Origin of the sequence: Nocardia sp. NPDC051052 (assembly GCF_044456045.1) — a bacterium.
Lineage (GTDB): Bacteria > Actinomycetota > Actinomycetes > Mycobacteriales > Mycobacteriaceae > Nocardia.
The window spans coordinates 114,305-139,119 of the sequence record NZ_JBITFL010000016.1 but is presented as its reverse complement, the minus strand read 5'-3'; the positions used below and the strand labels follow the sequence as shown (position 1 = coordinate 139,119).

General features: G+C 67.4%; 18 protein-coding genes. 14 read left to right on the top strand and 4 right to left on the bottom strand.

Annotated features, from left to right (window positions below; translation table 11 throughout):
* Positions 1-59 precede the first annotated feature (59 nt).
* From ACIBCN_RS38525 to ACIBCN_RS38465, 13 genes are all read left to right on the top strand, one after another.
* On the top strand, positions 60-2,894 hold the full coding sequence (locus ACIBCN_RS38525) for an AAA family ATPase (RefSeq protein WP_396997052.1): 2,835 nt from the start codon (positions 60-62) through the stop codon (positions 2,892-2,894).
* Positions 2,895-3,026: 132 nt separating this feature from the next.
* Positions 3,027-4,148 (top strand): CaiB/BaiF CoA transferase family protein, encoded by a 1,122-nt coding sequence (locus ACIBCN_RS38520; RefSeq protein ID WP_396997050.1) that lies wholly within the window; start codon positions 3,027-3,029, stop codon positions 4,146-4,148.
* Positions 4,149-4,241: 93 nt separating this feature from the next.
* Positions 4,242-6,038 carry an acyl-CoA dehydrogenase gene (locus tag ACIBCN_RS38515; protein ID WP_396997048.1) on the top strand — a complete coding sequence of 599 codons (1,797 nt, stop codon included), beginning with the start codon at positions 4,242-4,244 and terminating at the stop codon, positions 6,036-6,038.
* Between the two features lie 35 nt (positions 6,039-6,073).
* Positions 6,074-6,700 (top strand): QsdR family transcriptional regulator, encoded by a 627-nt coding sequence (locus tag ACIBCN_RS38510; protein ID WP_396997046.1) that lies wholly within the window; start codon positions 6,074-6,076, stop codon positions 6,698-6,700.
* A 1-nt stretch (position 6,701) separates the two neighbouring features.
* Positions 6,702-7,691: a 1-aminocyclopropane-1-carboxylate deaminase/D-cysteine desulfhydrase gene (locus tag ACIBCN_RS38505; RefSeq protein WP_396997045.1), complete on the top strand. Its 990-nt coding sequence runs from the start codon at positions 6,702-6,704 to the stop codon at positions 7,689-7,691.
* Between the two features lie 184 nt (positions 7,692-7,875).
* Positions 7,876-8,661: a GntR family transcriptional regulator gene (locus tag ACIBCN_RS38500; protein ID WP_396997044.1), complete on the top strand. Its 786-nt coding sequence runs from the start codon at positions 7,876-7,878 to the stop codon at positions 8,659-8,661.
* Positions 8,662-8,889, top strand: a complete 228-nt coding sequence (locus tag ACIBCN_RS38495; RefSeq protein WP_040734564.1) for a ferredoxin family protein — start codon at positions 8,662-8,664, stop codon at positions 8,887-8,889. It begins immediately after the preceding gene.
* A 12-nt stretch (positions 8,890-8,901) separates the two neighbouring features.
* Complete coding sequence (locus ACIBCN_RS38490) at positions 8,902-10,326, top strand: ABC transporter substrate-binding protein (RefSeq protein WP_396997043.1); 1,425 nt, start codon at positions 8,902-8,904, stop codon at positions 10,324-10,326.
* On the top strand, positions 10,323-11,228 hold the full coding sequence (locus tag ACIBCN_RS38485; RefSeq protein WP_396997042.1) for an ABC transporter permease: 906 nt from the start codon (positions 10,323-10,325) through the stop codon (positions 11,226-11,228). The genes ACIBCN_RS38490 and ACIBCN_RS38485 overlap by 4 nt, the downstream gene beginning before the upstream one ends.
* Complete coding sequence (locus ACIBCN_RS38480) at positions 11,225-11,962, top strand: ABC transporter ATP-binding protein (protein WP_396997041.1); 738 nt, start codon at positions 11,225-11,227, stop codon at positions 11,960-11,962. Before ACIBCN_RS38485 ends, ACIBCN_RS38480 begins: the two co-directional genes overlap by 4 nt.
* Positions 11,959-14,646: a fumarate reductase/succinate dehydrogenase flavoprotein subunit gene (locus ACIBCN_RS38475; protein WP_396997040.1), complete on the top strand. Its 2,688-nt coding sequence runs from the start codon at positions 11,959-11,961 to the stop codon at positions 14,644-14,646. The genes ACIBCN_RS38480 and ACIBCN_RS38475 overlap by 4 nt, the downstream gene beginning before the upstream one ends.
* A gap of 46 nt (positions 14,647-14,692) precedes the next feature.
* Positions 14,693-15,835 (top strand): MarP family serine protease, encoded by a 1,143-nt coding sequence (locus ACIBCN_RS38470; protein WP_396997039.1) that lies wholly within the window; start codon positions 14,693-14,695, stop codon positions 15,833-15,835.
* A gap of 371 nt (positions 15,836-16,206) precedes the next feature.
* The gene (locus ACIBCN_RS38465; RefSeq protein WP_396997038.1) at positions 16,207-16,947 is read left to right on the top strand and encodes a hypothetical protein; all 741 of its coding nucleotides are present in this window, start codon (positions 16,207-16,209) and stop codon (positions 16,945-16,947) included.
* Between the two features lie 58 nt (positions 16,948-17,005).
* Here ACIBCN_RS38465 and ACIBCN_RS38460 read toward each other — a convergent pair whose 3' ends face one another.
* The 4 genes from ACIBCN_RS38460 to ACIBCN_RS38445 all read right to left on the bottom strand — a co-directional run bounded on the left by ACIBCN_RS38460 (position 17,006) and on the right by ACIBCN_RS38445 (position 23,278).
* The gene (locus tag ACIBCN_RS38460; RefSeq protein ID WP_396997037.1) at positions 17,006-20,350 is read right to left on the bottom strand and encodes a WD40 repeat domain-containing protein; all 3,345 of its coding nucleotides are present in this window, start codon (positions 20,348-20,350) and stop codon (positions 17,006-17,008) included.
* Between the two features lie 27 nt (positions 20,351-20,377).
* Positions 20,378-21,049 carry a hypothetical protein gene (locus ACIBCN_RS38455; RefSeq protein ID WP_396997036.1) on the bottom strand — a complete coding sequence of 224 codons (672 nt, stop codon included), beginning with the start codon at positions 21,047-21,049 and terminating at the stop codon, positions 20,378-20,380.
* On the bottom strand, positions 21,046-21,702 hold the full coding sequence (locus ACIBCN_RS38450; RefSeq protein ID WP_396997034.1) for a hypothetical protein: 657 nt from the start codon (positions 21,700-21,702) through the stop codon (positions 21,046-21,048). Before ACIBCN_RS38450 ends, ACIBCN_RS38455 begins: the two co-directional genes overlap by 4 nt.
* Positions 21,703-22,696: 994 nt before the next feature.
* Positions 22,697-23,278: an NAD-dependent epimerase/dehydratase family protein gene (locus ACIBCN_RS38445; protein ID WP_396997033.1), complete on the bottom strand. Its 582-nt coding sequence runs from the start codon at positions 23,276-23,278 to the stop codon at positions 22,697-22,699.
* A 68-nt stretch (positions 23,279-23,346) separates the two neighbouring features.
* Here ACIBCN_RS38445 and ACIBCN_RS38440 point away from each other — a divergent pair, with 68 nt between their 5' ends.
* Entirely contained in the window at positions 23,347-24,813 is a 1,467-nt protein-coding gene (locus tag ACIBCN_RS38440) for a carboxylesterase/lipase family protein (protein WP_396997031.1), read from the top strand.
* The last annotated feature ends 2 nt before the right edge of the window (positions 24,814-24,815 follow it).

Here is a 24,815-nt window from a genome sequence, read left to right as displayed (position 1 = left end):
GCGAAGCGCGGTACCCGGCGGCACTGGCATAAGCCGCTCGGGCCGGGCATGATCGCGGAGTGGTGAGCTTTCCCGTCCGTGGTGCCTTCGTTGGGCGAGCAGCGGAGGTCGCGGCGCTGCGGGCGGCCTACACCGATCCGGCGGTGCATACCGTGCTGATCGCCGGGGAGGCCGGGCTCGGCAAATCTCGGCTCGTCACCGAGTTCACGTCACGACTCGGCACGGACCCGACGGTGCTGGTCGGCCGGTGTCCCGAATTCGGCGGCAGCGGCATACCGTTCGCGCCGTTCGTCTCGGTGCTGCGCGCGCTGGTGCGGCAGCTCGGGGTGGACCGCCTGGCCACGCTGCTGCCGGTGTCCCGCCCGGCATTGTCGCGGTGGCTACCCGAGTTGGCGGCCAAGGCGGGTTCGGCCGAGGCGGACGTCGATCGGATTCGGCTCTTCGGCGAAGTGCTCACGGTGCTCGAACAGCTAGCCGTGCGACAGCGGGTGGTCGTTGTGCTGGAGGATCTGCACTGGGCCGATGATTCGAGCCGCGAACTGCTCGCGTTTCTGGTGGCCAACTCGGCGCAGCGTGACCTGCTGCTGGTCGGCACCTATCGTCCGGCCGACTCGGAGCCGATGCGCAGGCTCGTCGCCGACCTGCGCCGCGATCCCGGTGTGCGGCTGGTTGTTCCGGAGCCGCTGACCCGGCACGAGGTGGGCAGGCAACTCGCCGCCCTGTTCGGTCGCGAACCCGAGCCGGGCACGATCGCGCGAATCTTCGAGCGCAGCAAAGGGATTCCGCTGTTCGTCGAGGCGCTCAGCGGCTCACCGGAGGACACGCCCGCCGATCTTTCCGAGCTGCTACTCGGCGCTCAGGCCGGGCTGCCACCGCAGACACAGGCCTTGGTGCGGCTTGCGGCGGCCGCGGGATCGCCGGTGCGGCACACACTGCTTGAGTCGGCCGCCGAGCTCGACGAGGACACGCTGCACCGCGCGCTGCGTCAGCTGATCGATCGGCAGGTGCTGATCGCGCACGACACCGGATACGAGTTCCGGCACATCCTGATTCGCGACGCCGTCTACGACCAGCTGCTGCCGATCGAACGGAAGCGCCTGCACGCCAAGCTGTCCCACGCACTGGCCGCCGACCACGCCTGGCCGGGCGGGGACCACGCCGGTGAGCTGGCGTATCACGCGCACGCCGCCGGTGAGTTGCCGCTGGCCCTGGAAGCGTCCCTGGCCGCCGCCGCTACCGCGGCACGCGCCGGTGCGTACACCGAACGGCTGCGTCACCTCGAGCGCGTGCTCGAACTTCTCGATCGGGTGCCGCAGACGCAGGTAGCCACCGAACGCCTCGCGGTGCTCGAACAGGTCGTCGAGGTCTGCCACCAGGGCAGCATCGTAGAGCGCGGCATCCAAGCGGCCGACGAAGCGCTGCTCCTGGTGGACACCGATACCGCGCCCGAGCGGGCAGCCCGGCTGTTCCACTATCGGGCCGGTCTGAAGAACCAGAGCAGCAAGGGCTCCGACGGCGATCTGCACCGCGCCCTCGAGCTGCTGCCCGCACACCCGCCGACCGTGCTGCGCGGCGAGATCCTCGCCGAACTCGCCGCCGCGCAGGTGTTCAACGGCGACGCGGCATCGGCCGAGACCAGCGCGCTGGCCGCCGTCGAGGTGGCCGAACAGCTCGATGCCACCGCACTGGCCGCCCGCGCCTACGCCTTCCTCGGCTTGGCCGCCGCCGCCCGATCCGGCACGGCCGATGCCCGATCCGGCACCGCCGTCGCCTATTTCGAGAAGGCACATGCCGCGGCCACGGACCCGCGGACGCTGCTCACGGTGGTGCTGTGGGAGTCGGCCGTGCTCGTCGCCGGCGGTGAGCACACCGCGGCGATAGCGGCGATCCAGCAGGGCCTGCGGGCCGCCCATGAAACCTTTCGCTACGCCGAGGCCAGCCCCATCCTGCTGGTCAAATGGGCCCAGGCACTGACCGCGCTCGGTCGCTGGCCGGAGGCCCTTGCTCTCATCGACGAATTCCTGACCGAGCAGCTGCCGCCGCTGAGTAAGGCGGCGCTGTTGCTCTCGCACGCGAGAATTCGGCTGGCGCAAGGCGATTCGACCGCGGCGAGCACCAGCGCCGACACGGCCGCCGGACTGCTGAGCGACGGACCGTGGGCGAGGCAATATCAGCTCCAGCTGCGCACCGTGCGGTACGCGATCGCGGTCGAGCTCGGCGAGGCACAGCGCGCGACCGACATCCTCGTCGAGGCGCTGTCCGCCGACGATCTCGCCGTCCACCACCACGAGGTGTGGCCGCTGCTCGCTCTCGCCGCCCGGAACGCCGAAGCGGCAACGGATCTCGCGACGGTCGCCGCCGCCCTGCCGGTCACCATCGCCGTCGACATCGCCCACCGCGCGGTCTGTGCTGCCACGCGCACCGGAGCCTGGCACGATGCCGTATCAGCCTGGCGCGCATTACGTCAGCCCTATGAACTGGCCTGCACCCTGCTCGGCGCCGCCGAAGCCGAACTGGCGGTGGGCAACCGCGCGGCCGCGCACCCGGCGCTGCGCGAAGTCGCCGAGCTCGCCGCCGATCTCGGCGCCGCTCCCCTGTCCGCGACGGCCCATCGGATCGCCGACAGAGCCGGACTCACCCTCACCGACCGAACGCCCGAACCGAAGGCCGCACGCCCCACCACCTTCGGCCTCACCCCGCGAGAGCTCGACGTCTTACGCCTCGTCGCACAGGGATTGAGCAACCGGCAGATCGCCGCCGAACTCTTCATCAGCGGTAACACCGCGGGCGTCCACGTGTCCCGCATCCTCACCAAACTCGGTGCCGCCACCCGCACCGAAGCGGCCGCCGCCGCACACACCCATCACCTGCTCGACACCGACGATGAGCGCTAGGGTCATGGTCTCTCGAGCGCGACGGTCATTGGCGACACCCCCGCGCGGGCTTAACCTCGGGGACACCGATCCGGACGGGTGGGGTTCGGCCGCCGCCGCATGCCCTCGTCGAGGACGACAGAAAGCGGAGACATGGGACCACTGCACGGAGTGAAAGTCATCGAGATCGCCAGTCTCGCGCCCGGCCCGTTCGGCGCCATGGTCCTGGCCGATCTGGGCGCGGAGGTGCTGCGCGTCGATCGCGGCGGCGCACCCGGCGCGGGCATCGTCTCGCCGGAGGGCCCGCTGGACCGTGGAAAGCACAGCATCACACTGGATCTCAAGCAACCGGCCGACCGCGAGACGCTGCTCGCGCTCACCGACCACGCGGACGTGCTCATCGAAGGGTTCCGCCCCGGCGTCGCCGAGCGCCTCGGCTTCGGCCCCGCCGACCTGGCGGCGCGCAACCCGCGCCTGATCTACGGCCGGATGACCGGCTGGGGTCAGCAGGGCCCGCTCGCGCGCACCGCGGGGCACGACATCGACTACATCGCGATCTCCGGCGCGCTCGGACTCATCGGCCGGGCCGGCGAACCACCGGTGCCGCCCGCGAACATGCTCGGCGACTACGCGGGCGGTGGCCTGCTGCTGGCGGTCGGTGTGCTCGGCGCACTCTACGAACGCGAACGCTCCGGCAAGGGGCAGGTGGTCGACGCCGCGATGGTGGACGGTTCCGCCCTGTTCACCGCGTCCATGCACGGTTTGCACCATCTCGGCCTGTGGAACTTCCCCCGCGGCGAGAACATGCTCGACGGCGGCGCGCCGTTCTACGACACCTACGAATGCGCCGACGGTGCGTACATGGCGGTCGGCTGCGTCGAGATCCCGTTCTACAACCAGATGCTCGCCATCCTCGGCATCGACGACCCCGACCTGCCGTTCCAGCTCGACAAGAACGGCTGGCCGCAGCTCAAAGAGGTGCTCGGCGCGAAGTTCAAGGAACGCACCCGCGACGAATGGGCCGAGGTCTTCGCGGGCACCGATGCCTGCGTCGCCCCGGTGCTGAGCCCGTGGGAGGCGCACGAGCATCCGCACAACCAGGCGCGCAACGCCTTCATCGAGGTGAACGGCGTACTCCAGCCCGCACCGGCGCCGCGCTTCGACCGCACCCCGATCGATACCCCGGCCCCGCTCTCGGCAGATCCGGAACAGGTCCGAAAGCTGCTGTCCGGCTGGGGTGTTCAGGCCGAGCAGATCGATCGCGTGACCAGCTGAGCCAGGCCTCGGCTCGAAGCCGCTTCCCGTAGCCCACCCATCGTCTTCGGCCGTAAGATACAGTGGAACGCACATGTCTCGAAAGGACGGCTGATGCGTTCCACGCTGCTTTCCCGGCGCGATCTCGACTTCCTGCTCTACGAGTGGCTGAACGTCGAGGAGCTCACCAAACGTGGGCGCTACGCCGACCATTCGCGCGAGACCTTCGATGCGGTGCTCGAGCTCAGCGAGCAGCTGGCCACCAAATACTTTGCGCCGCATAACAAACTCAACGACGCGAACGAGCCGACCTTCGACGGCGAACGGGTCACCATCATTCCCGAGGTCGCCGTGGCGCTGGCCGCCTTCGCGAAGGCCGGATTGCCCGCCGCGGCCATGGACTACGAGCTCGGCGGCGCGCAGCTGCCGGTCACCGTCGCGCAGGCGAGCTACGCGTGGTTCCAGGCGGCCAATCCGGGCACCTCGGGCTACTCGTTCCTCACCGTGGCGAACGCGAATCTGCTGCTGGCGCACACCGGTCCGGAGTTCACCGAGCGGTTCGTCCGCCCGATGCTCGACGGCCGATTCTTCGGCACCATGTGCCTGTCCGAGCCGCAGGCGGGGTCGTCGCTGGCCGACATCACCACCCGCGCCGAACGCCAGGACGACGGCGCCTACCGGCTGTTCGGCACCAAGATGTGGATCTCCGGCGGCGACCACGAACTCGGCGAGAACATCGTGCACCTGGTGCTGGCCAAGATCCCCGGCGGTCCGGTGGGCACCAAGGGTATCTCGCTGTTCGTCGTGCCGAGGTTCCTGGTGGACGACGACGGCGCGGTCGGCGAACGCAACGATGTCGCGCTGGCCGGGCTCAATCACAAGATGGGCTTCCGCGGCACCGTCAATACCGTGCTCAACTTCGGCGAGGGCCGCTGGACGCCGGGTGGCGCGGCGGGCGCGGTCGGCTATCTGGTCGGCGAGCCGCACCGCGGGCTCAGCTACATGTTCCACATGATGAACGAGGCGCGGATCGGCGTCGGCATGGTCGCGTCGGCGCTCGGCTACACCGGCTACCTCGAGTCCCTCGACTACGCCCGCACCCGCGCGCAGGGCCGGGCCAAGCTGCCCGCAGATCCGTCCGCGCCGCAACGGCCGATCATCGAGCACGCCGACGTCAAGCGAATGCTGTTGGCGCAGAAGTCATATACCGAGGGCGCGCTGGCGCTGGTGCTCTACTGCGCCCGGCTGGTCGACGAACAACACACCGCCGATTCGGCGGACGAGAAACGGGCACTCACGCTGTTGCTCGACATCCTGACCCCGATCGCCAAGAGCTGGCCGTCGCAATGGTGCCTGGAGGCGAACAATCTCGCCATCCAGGTGCTCGGCGGCTACGGCTACACCCGCGAGTACAACGTCGAACAGCACTACCGGGACAACCGGCTCAACCCGATCCACGAGGGCACGCACGGCATTCAGGGCCTGGACCTGCTGGGGCGCAAGGTGACCCAGCACAACGGTGCGAGCCTGCTCGCCCTCGACGCCCGCGTCAAGGGCACCGTTGCCGCCGCCCGCGCGGCCGGCGGCGAGGCGGCCGAGCTTGCCGCGCAACTGGATTCGTCCTGGCGGCGCCTGGTGGAGGTGACCGCGGGGCTGTTCGCCACCGGCGACTTCGAGGCCGCGCTGGCGAACAGCTCGGTCTATCTGGAGGCCTTCGGCCATATCGTGCTGGCCTGGATCTGGCTCGAGCAGCTGCTGGCCGCCGCCGCGCACACCGGCGACTTCTACGACGGCAAGCGGCACGCGGCGCGGTACTTCTACCGGTTCGAGTTGCCCAAGACGGCACCGGCATTGGACCTGCTCGCCCGCCTCGACGTCACTACGCTGGACATGCAAGACGCCTGGTTCTGATTCGGTACACACATCGAAGGATGTACCATTTTCCGATGACCACCCCGAGCCAGCGAACCACCCGCCCGCCAGGACGACCGGCGTCGGCGACCAGGGAAGAGGTCATCGACCTCGCGCGGCAGGCGTTTCTGGCCGGCGAGCGGGTGGACATCCAGGCGATCGCCGCGCGGCTCGGGCTCAGCCGCGCCTCGGTCTACCGCTGGTTCGGCTCCCGTGAGGGCGTGCTCGGCACGGTGCTGGCCGGTGAGTTCGCGGCGCTGCTCACCCGCGCCGACGCCAGGCGGCGCTCCACCGGCGCCCGGCGCATCCTCGACGTGCTGTACCGGGTCAATCGCTGGATGACCGACAACGTGCCGTTCCGCCGGTACTTCGAGAACGAACCCCTCGCCGGGCTGCGGATTCTCACCGCGAGCGACGGGCCGGTGCAGCCGCTGGTGGTCACCACCGTGCGCGAGCTCATCGCCCGCGCCGAACGGGAAGACGGGTACAAGCCGCCGGTGGCGCCGGATCTGCTGGCCTATACGCTGGTCCGGCTCGGCGAGGCCTTCCTGTACAACGATAATGTCGCGGGCATCCGAGGCGATGTCGACCGGCTGCACGAGGTGCAGGCCGCGTTGCTGGGCATCCCCGAGGCGATCACGAGACCTCCCACCGGAAGCTGACATGTCGGACTCACTGCTACACAAGCGTTTTCCGGAGCTCGCCGACACGTTGCCGTTTGAGCGACTAGGCAGCACGACGCCGATCCGCGCGCTCGACGTCGGGACCGGAGTTCCGCTGTGGTGCAAGGACGACAGCGGATACGGTGACGGCGGCTGGGGCGGCAACAAGGTCCGCAAGCTGGAATGGCTACTGCCCGAGGCGCATCGGCGCGGCGCACGGACCATCTTCACCGTCGGCGGCACCGGCACCAACTGGGGCCTCGCCACCGCGCTGTACGGGCGCGATCATGGCATCGAGACCGTCCTCGCGCTGGTCGACCAGCCGATGGACGACCACGTGCGCGAGCAGCTGCGACGACTGGAGAAATCCGGCGCCACAATCCATTTCACGCACACCAAGCGGCGAACCATGCTGACCGCCCCCTGGCTGTACCTGCGGCACATGCAAGGCCGCACCCGGCCGTACTACCTCCCGGTGGGTGGCTCGTCGCCGATCGGTGCGCTCGGCTACGTCGAAGGGGCGTTCGAGCTGGCCGCGCAGATCGCCGCGGGCGCGATGCCCGAACCGAGCCATCTCGTGACGGCCGTTGGATCCGGCGGCACCGCAGCCGGTTTAGCGCTCGGACTGCGGTTGGCCGGGCTGAAAACCCGCGTCGTCGGCGTAGTGGTCAACGATTCACTCCCCCTCGATGCCCCGCGCATCGCCCGCCTGGCCGTGCGCGCGGAACGGCTCTTGCGTTCTCGCGGAGCACAATTCGAGGCGACCGGTTTGGGCCCGAATGATCTGACCAGCACCACCGACTGGCTCGGCCCCGGCTACGGCCATCCGACGCCCGCCGCCCGCGAGGCGCAGAACCTGGCGGCCCAGGACGGGCTGCGGCTCGAAACCGTCTACACCGCCAAAGCATTGGCGGCCTTGCTGCACCTCGATACCGCGGACGGGTTCGGTACCGGGCCGGTGCTGTTCCTCAACACCTACGGGCCCCGCTAGCTTGCCGCATTCGAATCGGCATGATCCGAACCCGATCCGCCCTCGGCGAGGTGGCGTATTGACGCACCTGGCCGACGTTTCGCCAGGTCGGAGCCGGGTAGGAACGGCGCAATAACATCCCCTGATTCCGGGTCGGTCCGCTGCCGGGATCCGGTCCGTCAATTCCGCACTATCGTCGCTATCCATGCAGGTCAGCGAGCGAAAGGCGGCGGAGGTCGCGGCGGAACCCACACCGGTGCGGCGGTTACGCGCCGATCAGGCGCGGCGGGTCGCCGATCTACTCCGCCATCAACTGCACGCGGGCACGTTCGATGACGGCCTGCCGAACGAGCAGCAGCTCGCCGCAGAGTTCGAGGCGTCCCGGAACATCGTCCGCGAGGCGCTCACGCTGCTGAAGGACGAGGGGCTGATCGACCGGGCGCCGAAGATCGGCACCCGGGTGGCGACGCGCAAACTCGATCACGGCCTCGACGCGCTGCTCGGCCTGCAGGAGACATTCAAGGACCACGGCACCGTCCGCAACGAGGTGCGGGCCGCCATGCACGTCACCGCTCCGGCCGCCGTCGCGCGCCGACTACACCTCGCGCCGGGTGAGCGCGTCGTCTACCTGGAGCGGCTGCGCTACCTGGCGGACATGCCGCTGAGCCTGGATCTCACCTACCTGGTGCCCGATATCGGCACCGAACTGCTCGGCCACGACCTCGAGCACACCGACATCTTCGTGCTGCTCGAGCAGCTCAGCGGCCGCTCGCTCGGCCACGCGGACCTCGCCTTGGAGGCCGTGCCCGCCGACCCGCACACCGCGTCCACCCTCGATATCCCCGGCGGCGCACCGCTGTTGATGCTCGAACGGCTGACCCATCTCGATGACGGCCGGCCGGTCGATCTCGAGTACATCCGGCTGCGCGGCGACCGAATCACCATGCGCGGCAGCCTGACCCGCAGCACCCCCGAATGGAAGGTCCTCTAGATGGCTCTCGTGAACCAGCGCACCGATATTCCGGTGACCATCGACGAATCGCTGTGCATTCAGGGTTGCACGCTGTGCGTCGAGATCTGCCCGCTCGATTCGCTGGCGATCAATCCCGAGAACGGCAAGGCCTTCATGCACGTGGACGAGTGCTGGTACTGCGGGCCCTGCGCCGCCCGCTGTCCCACCGGCGCCGTCACGGTCAACATGCCCTATCTGCTCCGCTGATCTGGAAGTCTGATGAAAGTACGCCTCGCTCCCGTCCTGCTCGCCGCCGCGCTCACGCTGACGGGCTGCTCACTCGAGAGCTCGAACGACACCCCTGCCGGGACCGTGAAAGTCGTCGTCGGCTATCAATCCAAGACCATCAACACCGTCACCGCGGGGACCCTGCTGAAGGCGCAGGGGTACCTGGAAAAGCGACTACAGCAGCTGACCGATCAGGGCGGCGCCAAGTATCAGGTCGAGTGGCAGGACTACGACACCGGCGCGCCGATCACCGCGCAGATGGTTGCCGAGAAGATCGATATCGGGTCGATGGGTGATTATCCGTTGCTGATCAACGGGTCTCGGACGCAGGCGAACGAGCGCGCCAAGACCGCGCTGGTCTCGGTGACCGGGTACAACCCGAAGGGTGCGCTCAACATGGTTGTGGTGCCGCCGGATTCGACGGCGTCGACCATCAATGACCTGGCGGGGCAGCAGGTCTCGGCGAGTGTGGGATCGGCGGGGCACGGCACGCTGGTGCAGGCGCTCACCCGGGCCGGTATCGACGCGGGCAAGGGTGTCGAGGTACTCAATCAGCAGCCGCAGATCGGCGCGACGGCGTTGGAATCGCATCAGGTGCAGGCGCTTTCACAGTTCGTCGCGTGGCCAGGACTGCTGGTATTCCAGAACAAGGCCAAGCTGCTCTACGACGGCGCGGAACTGGGTGTGCCCACCTTCCACGGTGTCGTCGCCCGGCGGGCGTATACGGCCGAGCATCCGGAAGTGCTGCAGGCGTTTCTCGCGGCGCAGCTCGACGCCACCGCGTTCCAGCGGGACAAGCCGTTCGACGCGGCGAAGGTCGTGGCCGACGGGTCGGGGCTGCCGCAGGAGGTCGTCTATCTCTACAACGGGCCGGGCGGCACGAGTTTCGATACCACGCTCAAGCCGGGTTTGGTCGACGCGCTCAAAGGCGATGTGCCGTACCTGAAGTCCATCGGTGACTTCGCCGAGCTGAATGTCGACGGTTTCGTCGACAGCGCGCCGCTGCGGAAGGCGTTCGCCGCGAACGGCGGCGACTACGACAAGGCTATGGCCTCGACGGTCAATCCGAGCCTGGTCAGTGGCAAGGATCCGATTTGCGGTCGCGCCGTGACGGATTCGGCGCGGGCGGGTGAGGTCTGGATCGATGGAGCCGATCGGCCGCAGCCTGCCGCCGATGCCGGGTGCCTGCTGCGGACGGTGCAGGCCGCCAAGGCACAGGGCAAGGTCATTCGGGCCGCCTATGTCCCTGACGCCGAGCTCGGCACGCGGTGGTTCGCCGACAAGGCGAGCTGGGTGCGTGATGGCGACGCGTTCCTGCCCTTCACGACTCCGGCTGCGGCGCAGCGGTATCGGCAGGGGCATCCGAGCGCGGTGAATGTCTCGTACGACCAAGCCGTTACGGAAGTTCGCCCATGACAACCGAAGTGACGACGACGCCCCAGGCGATGAGCGACGATCAGCGCGCGACAGTGCACCCTCCCGCGAAAACAGCAGCCGCTGACGCGCCGTCGATCGAAATTGCCGACAAGCAGCACACCGGGCTGTCCGCATGGCGATCCCGCCTGACCCGGGTGGCTTCGGTCGCCGCCGTTGTCGGGCTGTGGCAACTGCTGACCGTCAACAATGTGCGCGCCGGACTCCGTTTCGACACGCTGCCCACGGTCACCGAGATCATCACCGAATTCGGCAAGCACCTGGGAACACACCAGTACTACCTGGACATCGCCCAATCGCTGATCCGCATCATCACCGGCTTCGGTCTCGCCGCGGTGGTCGGCGTCCTCGCTGGGATCGGGCTCGGTAGGTCTCGGCTGCTGGCCGACATTTTCGGGCCGCTCACCGAGCTGGCCCGGCCCATCCCCGCGATCGCGCTGGTGCCGGTGGCGATCCTGATGTTCCCCAGCGACGAGTCCGGCATGGTGTTCATCACCTTCACCGCATCGGTGTTTCCCGTGCTGGTCAGCACCAGGCACGCGGTGCGCGCGCTGCCGACCGTCTGGGCGGACGCGGTGCGCACCTTGGGCGCCTCCCGGTTCGGAGTGCTTGTGCGCGTGGTCTTTCCGGGGATTCTGCCGGGCGTGTTCAGCGGTCTGTCGGTCGGCATGGGCGTGGCGTGGATCTGTCTCATCTCCGCCGAGATGATCTCCGGGCGGCTCGGCGTGGGTTACCGCACCTGGCAGGCCTACACCATCGTCGACTACCCGGCGGTGTTCGTCGGCATGATCACCATCGGCATCCTTGGCTTCGGCACGTCGGGGATCGTCGAATTGGCCGGTCGCCGGATCACCCGCTGGCTCCCGAGAGAGGTGTCCGAATGACAACGACCTTATCGACCGAGACGACGGGGATGCGGTTGCGCCTCAATGGCATCCACATCTCCTACGGTGACCGGACCGTCATCGATCATCTCGACCTCGACGTCGCGCCCGGCGAAATCCTGGTCCTGGTCGGCAAATCCGGCTGCGGCAAGTCCACCGTGCTACGCGCCCTCGCCGGATTGCGGACGCCGCAGGGTGGTGCGGTGCTGGCCGACGACGCGACCGTCACCGGGCCGTCGGCCGACCGGGCGCTGGTGTTCCAGGACGACGCGCTGCTGCCGTGGCGCACCGTCCGTCAGAACATCGAACTGCCGTTGCGCCTGCGCGGGCTGCCGCGCGGCATCCGAAAAGAGCGAGCCCACCATTGGGTGCGCGAGATCGGCCTCACCGGGTACGCCGACTTCCTGCCGCGGGATCTGTCCGGTGGCATGCGGCAGCGAGTTCAATTGGCGCGCAGCCTCGCCGGTGCGCCGCGCGCGGTGCTCATGGACGAGCCGTTCGGCGCGCTCGACACCCAGACCCGGACGACCATGCAGCGCTTGCTGATCGACACCTGGCGGTCGCATCCGACCACCGTGGTCTTCGTCACCCACGATCTGGACGAGGCACTGCTGCTCGGCGACCGCATCGCCGTGCTCGGCGGCGGCACGCTGCGGGCGGTCGTCGATGTGCCCAACCCTCGCGCGGACGTCGACCGGCGGGCCGTGCGGGCCGAAATCTTGGAGAATCTGTGAACATTCCGGAGCTGTCCGATCGGGTCCGGCTGGACTGCGATGTGCTCGTCATCGGCGGCGGCACCGCGGGCACCATGGCCGCGCTCACCGCCGCCGAGGCGGGGGCGAACGTGCTGTTGCTGGAGAAGGCGCACGTGCGGCACTCCGGGGCGCTGGCCATGGGGATGGACGGCGTCAACAATGCCGTCATCCCCGGCAAGGCGGAACCGGAGGACTACGTCGCCGAGATCACCAGGGCCAACGACGGAATCGTCAACCAGCGCACGGTGTATCAGACCGCGACCCGCGGGTTCGCCATGGTGCAGCGGCTGGAGCGGTACGGCGTGAAGTTCGAGAAGGACGAGTACGGCGAGTATGCGGTGCGCCGCGTGCATCGCTCGGGTTCCTATGTGCTGCCCATGCCCGAGGGTAAAGACGTCAAGAAGGCGCTGTACCGCGTACTGCGGCAACGGAAGATGCGCGAGAAGATCCGGATCGAGAACCGCCTGATGCCGGTCCGGGTGCTCACCGAGGGTGGGCGCGCGGTCGGCGCGGCCGCATTGAACACGCGCACCGGCGAATTCGTGGCGGTCGGTGCCAAGTCGGTGATTCTGGCGACCGGTCCGTGCGGCCGGCTCGGCCTGCCCGCGTCCGGGTATCTGTATGGCACCTACGAGAATCCGACGAACGCGGGTGACGGGTATTCGATGGCCTATCACGCGGGCGCGGAGCTCAGTGGCATCGAATGCTTCCAGATCAATCCGCTCATCAAGGATTACAACGGTCCGGCGTGCGCCTATGTCGCCAATCCGTTCGGCGGCTACCAGGTTAACGCCCAAGGTGAACGTTTCGTCGACTCCGACTACTGGTCCGGCGCGATGATGGCGGAAGTCAAGCGGGAGATCGAATCCGCGCGCGGGCCCATCTATCTCAAGGTGTCGCATCTGCCGGAGGAAACCCTCAGCACGCTGGAGGGCATCCTGCACACCACGGAACGGCCGACCCGTGGGACCTTCCATGCCAACCGCGGGCACGATTACCGTACGCACGATATCGAGATGCACATTTCCGAAATCGGTTTGTGCGGTGGGCATTCCGCGTCCGGGGTGTGGGTGGACGAGCATGCGCGCACCACCGTGCCCGGGCTCTACGCCGCCGGTGATCTGGCGTGCGTGCCGCACAACTACATGATCGGCGCGTTCGTCTTCGGAGATCTCGCCGGTGCGCACGCCGCGTCGACACTCGACGAGGTCGCCGCACCCGATGGGCTGCCCGAGGCGCAACTGGCCGAGGCGCACGAGCTGATCTACCGGCCGTTGCGGCACCCGGAAGGTCCGCCGCAGCCGCAGGTCGAGTACAAGTTGCGCCGGTTCGTGAATGACTATGTGGCGCCGCCCAAGACCGCCGCCAAGCTGTCGATCGCGGTGGAAACCTTTGACCGGATGCGCGGTGAGATAGCCGAGATCGGTGCTCGGACACCGCATGAGCTCATGCGCGCCGTCGAGGTGTCGTTTATTCGCGACTGTGCCGAGATGGCGGCCCGCAGTTCGTTGACCCGCACCGAATCCCGGTGGGGGCTTTACCACGATCGTGCCGATATGCCCGAGCGTGACGATGTCGACTGGCGGTATCACCTCAACCTGCGCAAGAACGCCGACGGGACAATGGAATTCCACAAGCGGCCGGTTGCGCCGTATTTGGTTCCGGTCCCCGGGCTCGATGATCTGACCTCCACGGATCCCGCCGTCATTCCCGTGCACCAGCCCGCATCGCGCGGCGGGCGCGCGCCGCAGCCTGCCGATGCGGTCAGCACCGTTCGCGAAACCGTCACTCCCCCTTCGCCTCGGCTCGTCGCGCTGCTGGCGCTCGATGCGCCGACGGTGCCCGAGTTGTCGAGTTACTTGACCGATGAGGACAGCGGCGTGCGCGTGGCCGCGATCTCCGTGCTCACCGAGAACACTCCGGACGGTTTCACCGCGGTCCTGGTCGACGCGCTCGATGATGACGCCGCCGCGGTTCGCCGCGCGGCCGCGGCGAGCCTGCGGGAGCTCGTGGAGGTGCTGCCCGGCGCGACCGGGTTGCCCGAGCGGCTCGGTTCGCCCGATCCCGTCGTGCGCGCAACGGTCATCGATCTGTTGCGGGCGCTGCGGGCCGGTTCGGCGCCGCAATACGTTGCGGCGCTGACCGATTCGGATCATCGCGTACGGATAGAGGCGGTCCGCGCGCTGGTGTCGCTCGATGATCGGCAGGCGGTTTCTACCCTCGTAGGTGACGATATCCGCGAGGTCCGCATCGCGGTGGCGCAGGGGCTCGCCGCGATCGGCGGCGGTGGATCAGAGGTGATCCGAATCCTCGCCAAGGACCATGACCCGCTCGTCCGGGCCGCCGCATCGGCAGCATTCGCGGTGCTCGGGGCGGACCCGGCGGATATCGCGGAACTGTCTGCCGCGCTGCGGCATTCGGCCTGGCAAGTCCGGGTCGGGGCGGCTCGCGGGCTGGCCGGTGCCGATCCCGAAGCTGTCGTGCCAATTCTGGCCGAGGCATTGCGCGACCCGCATCTCGATGTGCGCAAGGCGGCGGTGCTCGCACTGACCACCTGGCCGGGCCGCGGAGACGCCATCGGCGCCCTGGAGCGCGCGATCGATGATGTCGACGCGGACGTCCGCGCCTACGCCCGCCGCGCGTTGCCGCAGACCACCGCGTGAAAACGGACAATCTCGACCTGTCGGCGGCGGTCAGTACATTGGAGGCGTGACCCTGCCGAATTGGCTCGACCTCGTTGCGCTTTCGGTCACCGTGGCGGCCGCGTTCTTCGGCTGGCGCCGGGGTGCGATCACCGCGGTGCTCGGCTTCCTCGGCATTCTCGCGGGGGCCGGGCTCGGCGCCGTCATCGCGACGGTGGCGCTCGCGCAGCTGGCACCGGGGCGCACCCGATTGCTGATCGTCGTGTGCCTCATCGTCGGGTTGGTGGCGGTCGGCGAAACCGCTGGTCACCGACTCGGGCATGTCGCGCGCGGGGCTGTGCGCGGGCCCGCCGCGCAGCGGGCGGACGCGGTCGGTGGCTCCGTGGTGCACGCCGTCGCGGTGCCGCTCGCGGTGTGGTTGTTCGCTGCCCCGCTCACCATGTCGCCCAGCTTGGCTTCGGCCGTGCGTGATTCGCGGGTTGTCCGCACGGTGGACGATGTCGCGCCGTACTGGCTGGCGAGCCTGCCGACCACGCTCATCACTCCGCTGGTCGACGCCGGACTCGTCCTGCCGCTGGCGCCGCCAGACCCGAGCATTGTGCACAACGGCGTTCCGGCCGACCTCCAGAAGAGCGTGCTGCGCGTCTCCGGTTCGGCACCCGCCTGCGCGCGAAAACAATTCGGTTCCGGCTTCGTCATCGCCCCGGAACGCGTGCTGTCCAACGCCCACGTGGTGGCAGGCACCACGACCGTCGCTGTCGACACGCCCAGCGGCCCATTGCGCGCTACGGTCGTGCAATTCGACCCGGTACTCGACCTGGCGGTACTCGCCGTACCAGGACTCACCGCACCGCCGGTCACCGTGGCACCCGAGGCCGCCAAGCCCGGAGCCGACGCCATCGTCCTCGGCTATCCCGAAGGCGGCCTCTATACCGCGGCCGCCGCGCGCATCGCCCAGCGCACCGTGAACCGAGTCCCCGACATCTACCGCACCACAATCACCGAACGCTCGACCTACACCCTCAACGGCGCCGTACACGAGGGCGATTCAGGCGGCCCCCTCGTCGACCCCCAAGGCCGCGTACTCGGCATGGTCTTCGGCATCGACGCAACCAATACCAACACCGGCCTAGCCACCACCCTGCCCGAACTCCTCCAGCACCTAGATCAGTCCGACACCCCCGTCAGCACCGGCACCTGCGTCTCCTAGGCCGAACGCGGTTGCGCCAGCGGGACACTCCCGGCGCGACCAGTCCCCGGTATCGCTGAAGATCCGCACCCTCACTCGGGACCCGCACTCGGAATGGGGCCCTAGAGTCAGTAGTCAGTGCGGCTCCCGAGTGAGGGTGCGGATTCTGCCGCCCGCCGGTTCCCAAGCGATGCGCTGGGCGAGGAACCTGTTCGCCGAGTGAATTCTCGGTCGGCGGACAGTGCGCGAGGCCAAACCGACTGTGCTCCTTAGCGCATCAATCGGTAGGTGATCTCGCATCATTCGATGCGCGTCCCGCGCACACAAGGACCACGGCAATGGATGCACACTCTGCCGCTTTCGGGCTGCTGAACCTGAGGTCCGCAGTCACAGTGGACACCGGCTCGGCCGTCACCCGCCTCGTCGATCTCGTCGAGCCGACGGCGGGTGGCTGTCAGAACTCGACGGGGGCCTGGCCCGGAGACGGAGCCCGGCTGACGAACAACGCAATCGCAAGTGCCCCACTAGGACTCGACAACGCGCCCGATATTTGGGATATCGTAGGCGAGTCGTTCAGCGACCGGCCGTGGATCGGGTTCCTTGCTGCGGTACTCAGCTGGGTTGCCTTGTTTTACGGGATGTATCGCGGCGTGCTGGCTGTGGCTCGGCGGGTTGATGAACTACTCGCGGCCTTCTCGGCCAGACCCGATCGTGCCAAGATCATCGCCCGGCTGGCCACCGCCTTTGTCCTCGCGTGGATACCGATTCTGTGGCTGGTCACGGCAGTCCCCTGGGGAAACGCCTTTCAGCTCATGGCTTCCGACTTGAATGGTCACGGCGCCGATGCCTCGACCTTCGACCTGACGCTCGGCTCGGTCTTGTCTCTGGCGTATGCGCTGTGTGCCTGCACGGTGGTGACCGTTCAATATTGGAATCCAGGAGGGTCCGGGATTCGTCACGCTGTCACCTTTGCCGCCCCACCCGCGATTCCCGCGGTGTTGTCGATATCGATGATCCGCGGCGAAGCGGATTCGGTCTGGCCGATCGTCTCTGGAATCGGTTTCATCGGAGGCTATTTCGTCGCACCGGCGATCGTGATCGTCTGCGTTCGGCTGTGCGGTCTCCGCCGTTGACGCGCACCCTCGCGAGGCGGCCCGACGACGTCGTTGATGAGACGCGGCCAGCGAGAGTTCACCGTTGCGGGCAGGGGTGAATGTACGGTCTACCGGGCAGCGCCCGCTCCCATTCCGCTGGAGTGATCGGCGCTGTGCCGCTGGCACAGATCTTTCGGATCTCTTGGGGCACGTCGATATTCCATTGCCGGAGCGTGCCGTCGCCCGCGGATTCGGTGAGGATGGAGCCGGAGAACGAGATCGATGACTTCTTCCAATGCGCTCGTCCGCGCAGGAGCGTGGCGTAGACGCCGGCGTGCTCGAGATCGCTCAGATCCCAGATGCGAACGCCCTGGCTCTGGACAATGGTCGAGGCGAGCCTGGTCCCGTCAGCATTGAACGCCACCGAGGAGGTCACTTCGGCAGCGGCCGGTAGCGGGATGGGACGGGGGGACTCACCTCTCTTCAGCTGAAACAGCGCGACTCCAGCGGCAGTGCCCACCGCCAATGTGTCTCGGGAACTCACCGCGAGCGTCATGAGCAGGGCGTGAGAGTCGATTCCCGATAGCTCCCCGAAGGGCGTCACGGCGCCGGCGCGGTCCCGTTCGAAAACGCTGACATTGCCGGTGTAGTAGCTACCGACTGCCAGCAGCCGGCCGTCAGGACTCAGGGACACCGCGGTCGGAAATCCTCGGTTGAACCGGATCGTCGATTCCAGGCGCGCCCCGCGTCGATCGGTGATATCGAAAATATCCACCGACGCATCGAGTCCGTTTCCGATCATCAGCTTTCCGTCCGGCGTGAAGGTGCCGCCTTGGTCGTAGTACCAGTTCACATTCAGCGGCGGGCCCCACCGGGCCGGCCGTCCGGGGTCGCTGATATCCCACACCTGGATGCTCGATTCGTTCAACGTCGCGGCCCGTTTCCCGTCGGGCGAGATCGACACGAAGTCGAGTAAGCCGGACGGATCACCGTCGCCCGTATCGCGATCGCTGGGAAACGGCACCCGGGCAACCGCACGCAATCTCGGGAACAAGACGTTGGGAGACGAGGCTGCTGGTCGATCGGCGGTGTCCGCCGGGAACCGGAACACGGTGAGCAGTCCCGACGCAATTGTCGCACCGGGCAGGTCGAAGATGCTGATTGTGTGGTCCAGGCCGCTGGTGACCAATGATTGCCCACCGCGAACGAACCGTGCTCGTGCGGTCATTCCGGTGGCGAACGTCCCCAACTCTTCACCGGTGGTCAGGTCACGGATACGGGTCTCGAGGTCGCCTTCCACTACTGCCGCCTTCGAGCCGGTCGAATCGACCGCAACGTCGAAGTACTCGTTACCCGCATGGACGAACGACGGCACCTCCGTCCAATCTGCGAGATCGTTTCCGATGCGCCAGCGTTTCACCTCGCCGGAGTTCAGGCCAAGGGCCAATACGCGGCCCGCGTCGATGAATTCGACCGAGCGCACCAGTCCGCCGGCAGGTCGATCGAGCAACCGATCGACGACGGGCACCGGATTCTCGCCCAACGTCGCAGTGTCCCATAGGCGCACCGTGCTCGACCACGTCCCGTGCGGGCTCATATCCACCGCTGCGACCAGAGCACGATCGCTCAACGTGACGGTGACGTTGTGCCCTTCGGGCACGACGAAGGCAGGCAGCGCCACAATGTGTGCCGGATCGTTGCCGAACCGCCAGGTAAAGATCATGCCGTCCTGGGAGCCGATGGTCAGCAGTCCATTGTCGGGGCTCACTGCCGCGGTCCATGGCTGGTGGCCTTGCGTGGGCAGCGTGCTCACCCGCGATGCGGAAGCGGGGTCGGTGATGTTCCACAGCGATGATTCGTGCTGACCGGCGACTACCAGCCAATGCTGATCGGCACTGATCGCCAATCCTCGAATCGGGCCACTGTCAGTGGCAAACCACGGCAGGCGGGACAGTCCAGTTTGCGTCACGCGCACGAGTCCGACGGTTCCGTTGTCTTCGCCGATAGCGACGAGGTCGCCGTCGGTGGTCGTCGCGATTCGCGGACCGTCGTCGATGTAAACGACTCCACCCGATCCGGGCGCCACCCTGATCGGCGCGTTGGCCGCGCTGCTCTCGATCAATGCCGATCTCGCGTCTTCGGTCGGGCTCACCCGGTAGGAGGACAGCGCGATCTGTTGTGCGAGTGAAGCATTGAGACGACCACTGTTCCTGGCAACGTTGGCATACAGTCTGGAATTCGCCTCGGCCTGGGCAAGCGCGTTCAGTGCGCGCACATGCGCGAGCTGGACACCGGTCGCGATTACCAGCACGGTGGCCAGAATCGCGGCCGTCGAGACGAGCCACAGCGCAAAGTTGATGCGCGTGCGAGCCCGGCGGACGGCGTCGAATACCGTCCGTGCGCTGGCTATCTTGTCGCAGTAGTTCTGCGGGGCTTGTGCGATCGCCTTCGCATACCCCTCCGCCGCGACCACCACGCGCACCGAATGCTGCTGTGCCGCTTTGAGTTTCTCGCCATATCCGTCAACCATCGTGAGCGAGGTGCCGGACAGCCCGGCAGTCACCGCACACATGTGGTCCAGGCGATATGGCCGCAACCGTCGTAGCTGCCCATATCGCGGCGCGAGATCGTCGAGGGCCACCGCCAGCGCCGCACCCATCGATGCGCCATTGATGTCGTTAGCGGGCGCCCCCCGGCCAACCGTCACCGACCACCGGACGCACGCCTCGCCGGTAGCCAACCGGCTGATCTGCCAGGCCTGCGTGAAGCTGTCGAGAAATGCCCGATCGGCCTGCAAAAATCCCATTCGAGCAGGGTCTGGATGCAATCCGCTCGGACCGCCCCGGACCTGTTCGAGTTGCAGCACGCCCACCTCACCGTGACCGCCGTGGTTCACGAGCAGAACGCTCATCGCGGTCCCGCGCACGGCAACCGGACGCTGCCCGGCGAGCTCGAGCGCGGCGAGGATGGCATATCCGCGGGCCGAGCGCCCGCCCTGGCCGAGCAGGTGCAGCACGATATCGCGCAGCGGCGCATTCGTACTGGTGATGGGAATGCCCGGTGGCAGCAGCTGCGTACCGACCGACCGCAATCCGGCGCGCTCGCAGTGGTCGAGGAAGTCCGTACACGCCTGATCGATCCCGATCGCGCCGGTCAGCGCTTGCGCGAGCATCGCCATCGCCCGTGCCGCGGACAGGTCCGCGGTGATCCGCATATCCTGTGGATCAGGCCCTTCGGATTCCTCTTCGAGCAGGTCGTCCTGGTCGACGTGCTTCCACCGCGCCAGCGATCGGCGTGCCAAGACCGCGGTCTCGTCGCTAGGGCCGAGCAGGTCGACGGTTGCCTCGCGGCCGGCCTTGACCGCGTCCCGGCACAGCGCGCGCCAGCGTTGCGGCGCACCGGTCAGCTCATCGAGAAGCGTGTCATCTGACTTATCGGTCACCACGCCACCCCAGTTCGATATCGGTATTCAGCTGAGCCCCTTGATCACTGCCACACGAACCGGGTCGTCGGTCGGCAGGCGCTTGGCGATGCGACGCCACGCGTTGCGGCCGGCCGTTGCCGAGCAACGCACCGCATCGGTGATCGCTGCCGCGTGCGCGGACTCCAATGCCGCGGCAGTCATGACCGAAATCTCGAGTTCCTCCGACATCGTGACCGCCCGCGTCACCACCTGCCCGGCCAGTGTGTCTTCCTCGTCGGGGTACAGCACGACCAGTAATTCGATCCGATCATCCCCGCTGGCAATACCGACCCGCACAATGTCACCGGGACTTGCCTTGCCGCCCAAAGACCGCACAGACACCCGGGTCTGCTCGCCATGGATGGACGAACGTGAGAACTCGATACCCAGTTCGTCATCGGCTTGCTGTTGCACGGCCCGCTGATTGTCGATCGCCGCCGCACGGATCTGTACAGTCCAGCCCGCAACTCGCATTACCCGTGCTCGGCCCGAAGCGATCGGTGTCACGGTGGCCGACGCCGCGTTCTTCCACCGCTCGCTGAGCATGTCGGCGATGCGTTCGCCGGCCGCCATCATCTCGGGGTCGAGCAGTTCGGGGGCGTCGTCGGCGCCGGCCAGAAATGCGTCGAGGTCGATGGGAAATCGCAGGCCATCTGGATTGTTCTCGCGACCGTTCATTTTTCCTCCTCATCGGTCTCGTCGGGTGTGTCGAGTAGGTCGCGCAAGATGCTTCGCAGGATCTTGACCCCCGCCGCGCGCAGGCGCTTGACCTTCTCTTGGCTGATGCCGAGCAGGTCTGCCACCTCACCGGTGGTGCGCACATCGAAATATGATCCGTCGTCCGCGAGGACGAAAGTTGCCGACAGCACGGCACAGGTCTCCTGATGCGTTATCGCGGCCAGCGCCGCCGCGATCATTTCGCGACGGACCAGTCGCTCGTTCGTATCCGCGATGCCGGTGTCCTGGAGGTGCACGACAGCATCGTCGTAGTCGATACGGCGTCCCGGGTACCGTTTCGCCACCAGTCTCGCCCTGCGCAGATGCAGTGCCCGCCACTGCAATTCCTGGATCAGCACCGTCTTCCAGTGCCGTATCCGTTCGGCGGGGAGCTTGTCGGTGAGCCTGATGAGTACGTCTTGGGCGACATCCTCGTAATCCGCCCGCACGTCGGGGTCGACCCGAGCAACAATTCGGCGAGCTTGATCGGCGGCATAGGCCGCCACCGTTGTCAGATCGGCGCCGAAAATATACTCGAACACCGGGTACCGAAGTGGCTCGGGCACTTCGGCCATCGATCGGCCCAGCCACTCGTCGTAGGAATTCGACTCCACGCGATCACCCCACTCGACTTGCCGCGATGCGCGATCATCAAGCGCGCGAAGATGTTTCGATGATTTCATGGGGTCTCATCGCGCCGCGCTGATGTAGGCAACCATACCTGGTCGGCCCGCGTGCGCAGCTGATCGGCCGAAGGCGCCGCGCGACAAGAGCTTCCGGATAACCCCCGGTACGACTCCGTGACGCTCACGGTGATCGACTCCACCGAACCGCCCTCCGCCCCGGCGCGGACGACACCGGCGCTCACCTCGGGACAGTAGGTGACACGTCCTGGTGTTGCCCGACCAATCCCAGCTGTCATGTCCGCTCGCTCGTTCATGCTAATTCAGATGCCGTCCGCGGCGAGATCGGTTCGCGGTCACGCGCAGTGGATCGGGGTTGCGCGGCACTCCTTTCGTGGCACAGCCCACCTCGAACCGCACGGCCACCTGAACGCATCTAAGAAATCAGAGGTTCGTCCGAACATGAGGAGGAAATGCGATGTCCACCTTGATCAGTGGGGCTAGAAAGACAATCGTCGGGGGGTCTGTGGGCCTGCTTTTGACCTGTGCAGCACTATTCGGACCGGCCGGCTCCGCGCACGCGTCGTGGAATGCGCCGCCCAGCGACCGCAATTGCGAAGCCCACGACTACTCGTGGAACTCCTATCCGCTCGGGCCGCCCCTCGCCACGCCGACCTTCTTCGCACGATACGACCACAGCGACTACAACTCCGCGAACTCATCGACGACCCGGTGGTACAGAAACGAGGGCGCCCCATATCACGGTCCCTGGTACTCCTGCACAAAGTTCGGATCTCCTTGATCGAAGTCCGCTCAGGGCCGCGGCGAAGGCGTGAAGTGAGAGCGTGACCGGTGGGTTGGCCGGCGGGTCGCTGGGACGGGCACAGCGTCGACGGTGATGATCGTAGGTGCTGGACACGGTGACCGACCTGACCGATCAACGCTGTCTGCTCGAATTCCGGCTTACCGACCGATGAGCGTCGGCTCAGGCGGCGTCGGCGATGATCACCACGCCGCTCGCCGCGTCGAGTAGCGGAATCGTTTGCGCTGCCGCGTCGTCCACGTGCACGCGCGGGTGTGGTGGGAGCTCACCCTCGTAGTAGGTTCCGGGGCCGTAGAACTGGCCGTACTTCACGACCACGCCGTCGATGGCGAGGACGGCTGCTTCGTGGTCGTGGATGACCTGTCCGCCGCGCGCCGGTTCCCATGCGATGCTCTGCGCGAGGAACCGCTTTGACCCGGCGGCGCGGGCGGCGGCGATGAGGTTGCGGGTGCCCTCGGTGCGGATGCGGGTATTCGCGTCGGCGGACTCCTCGAGTCGCGCGACATCGTCGGGGAGATCGGTCAGTTGGTGCATCACCATGTCGGGACGGAAGTCCACGACGGCCGCGGTCAGCGCGTCCAGGTCGTAGACATCGCAGATCGCCGGGACTGCTCCGGCGGCGCGCAGCTGATCCGCTTTGGCGGCCGAGCGGGTCATCCCCGCGACCTCGTGGCCCGCCGCGACCAGCAGCGGCACCAACCGTGTTCCGATCACGCCGGTCGCACCGGCCAAAAAGATCCGCATCATTTCACCCTAGTGACCCGCTCTGGTGCGAGACTTTCAGGTGTCGTCGGCGATTGTGAGGAATCTGAATGCACCCGTCAGTAGTGGCCCTCCCCCAAGGCAAGGTGCGCGGTAGCAGCACCGGATCAGTGCATGCGTTTCTTGGAATCCCGTACGCGGCAGCGCCATTGGGTGCCGCCCTGTTCCAAGCCCCCGGCCCGGCGCCCAGCTGGGATGACGAGCGCGACGCCACCCACTTCGGCCCCACCGCACCGCAGTTGGGCTATCAGGAACCGTTGAGATCGATCCTGCACAACCCGGCCATCGACGGCCCCGAATTCCTCAACCTCAACGTATGGACCCCCGACCCTGGCGCCTCGGGGCTGCCGGTTATGGTCTGGATCCACGGCGGCGCGTACCGCCTCGGCTCCAGCGCGGTCTCGGTGTACAACGGCCACGCCTTCGCCCGCGACGGCGTCGTCCTGGTCAGCATGAACTACCGCCTCGGCGCCATCGGCTTCGCCGCGCTCGACGGGTCCCCCGCCAACCGTGGCCTGCTCGACCAGATCGCCGCCCTCCAGTGGGTCCGCGACAACATCGCGGCGTTCGGCGGCGACCCCGACCAGGTCACCCTCTTCGGCGAATCCGCAGGAGGCATGAGCGTCGCCACGCTGCTCGCCTCCCCCTTGACCGCGGGCCTGTTCCACCGCGCGATCATCCAGAGCGGCAACGGAACCATCGCCTCCACCCTCGACGACGCACGCTTGGTCGCCGCCGATTTCGCCGACCGACTCGACACCAGCCCCGAAGCCGCCGAAATCCCGGCCCTGCTCGCCGCCGAACAGAACCTCATCCTCGACTTCTCCGTCGACCAAAACCCAAGCCGCTGGGGCCGATCCACCCTCGCCGCGGGCTTGGGCCTGATGGCCTTCCACCCCACCATCGACGGCCACACCCTGACCCAGCTCCCCGTCGACGCCATCGCCGCGGGCGCGGCCGACAACATCCCACTCATCATCGGGACAACCGCCGACGAATTCCGCCTTTACTCGGCTCCCACCGGCCTCACCACCGGCCTGCCCGCCGACGCCCTCCCCAACGTCCTCACCAGCCGAGGCATCGACCCGGCCCTCGCCGACACCTACGCGGCCAACCGCCCCGGCGCCACCCCAGGCGACGTGCTGGCCGCCGTCCTCACCGACTTCGCGTTCCGCATCCCCACCCTTCGCCTCGCCGAAGCGGCAGCTACCGCGTACGTCTACGAATTCGCTTGGCCCACCAGCCATCTGGACCTTCGGGCCTGCCACGCCATCGAAATAGCTTTCGTCTTCGACACTTTGACCGCCGAAGGAACGTCGATGCTGCTCGGCTCCGACACCCCACCCCAGACCCTCGCCTCCGAAATCCACCGTGCCTGGATAGATTTCGCCGCCGGGCGCACCCCTTGGACCTCTTACAACCTCGACACCCGATCCGTCATGACCTTCAACACCCCGCGCTCCCAACTGGTGTCCGACCCCCGCGCCGACGAACGCGAACTCTGGCACAACGCATGATG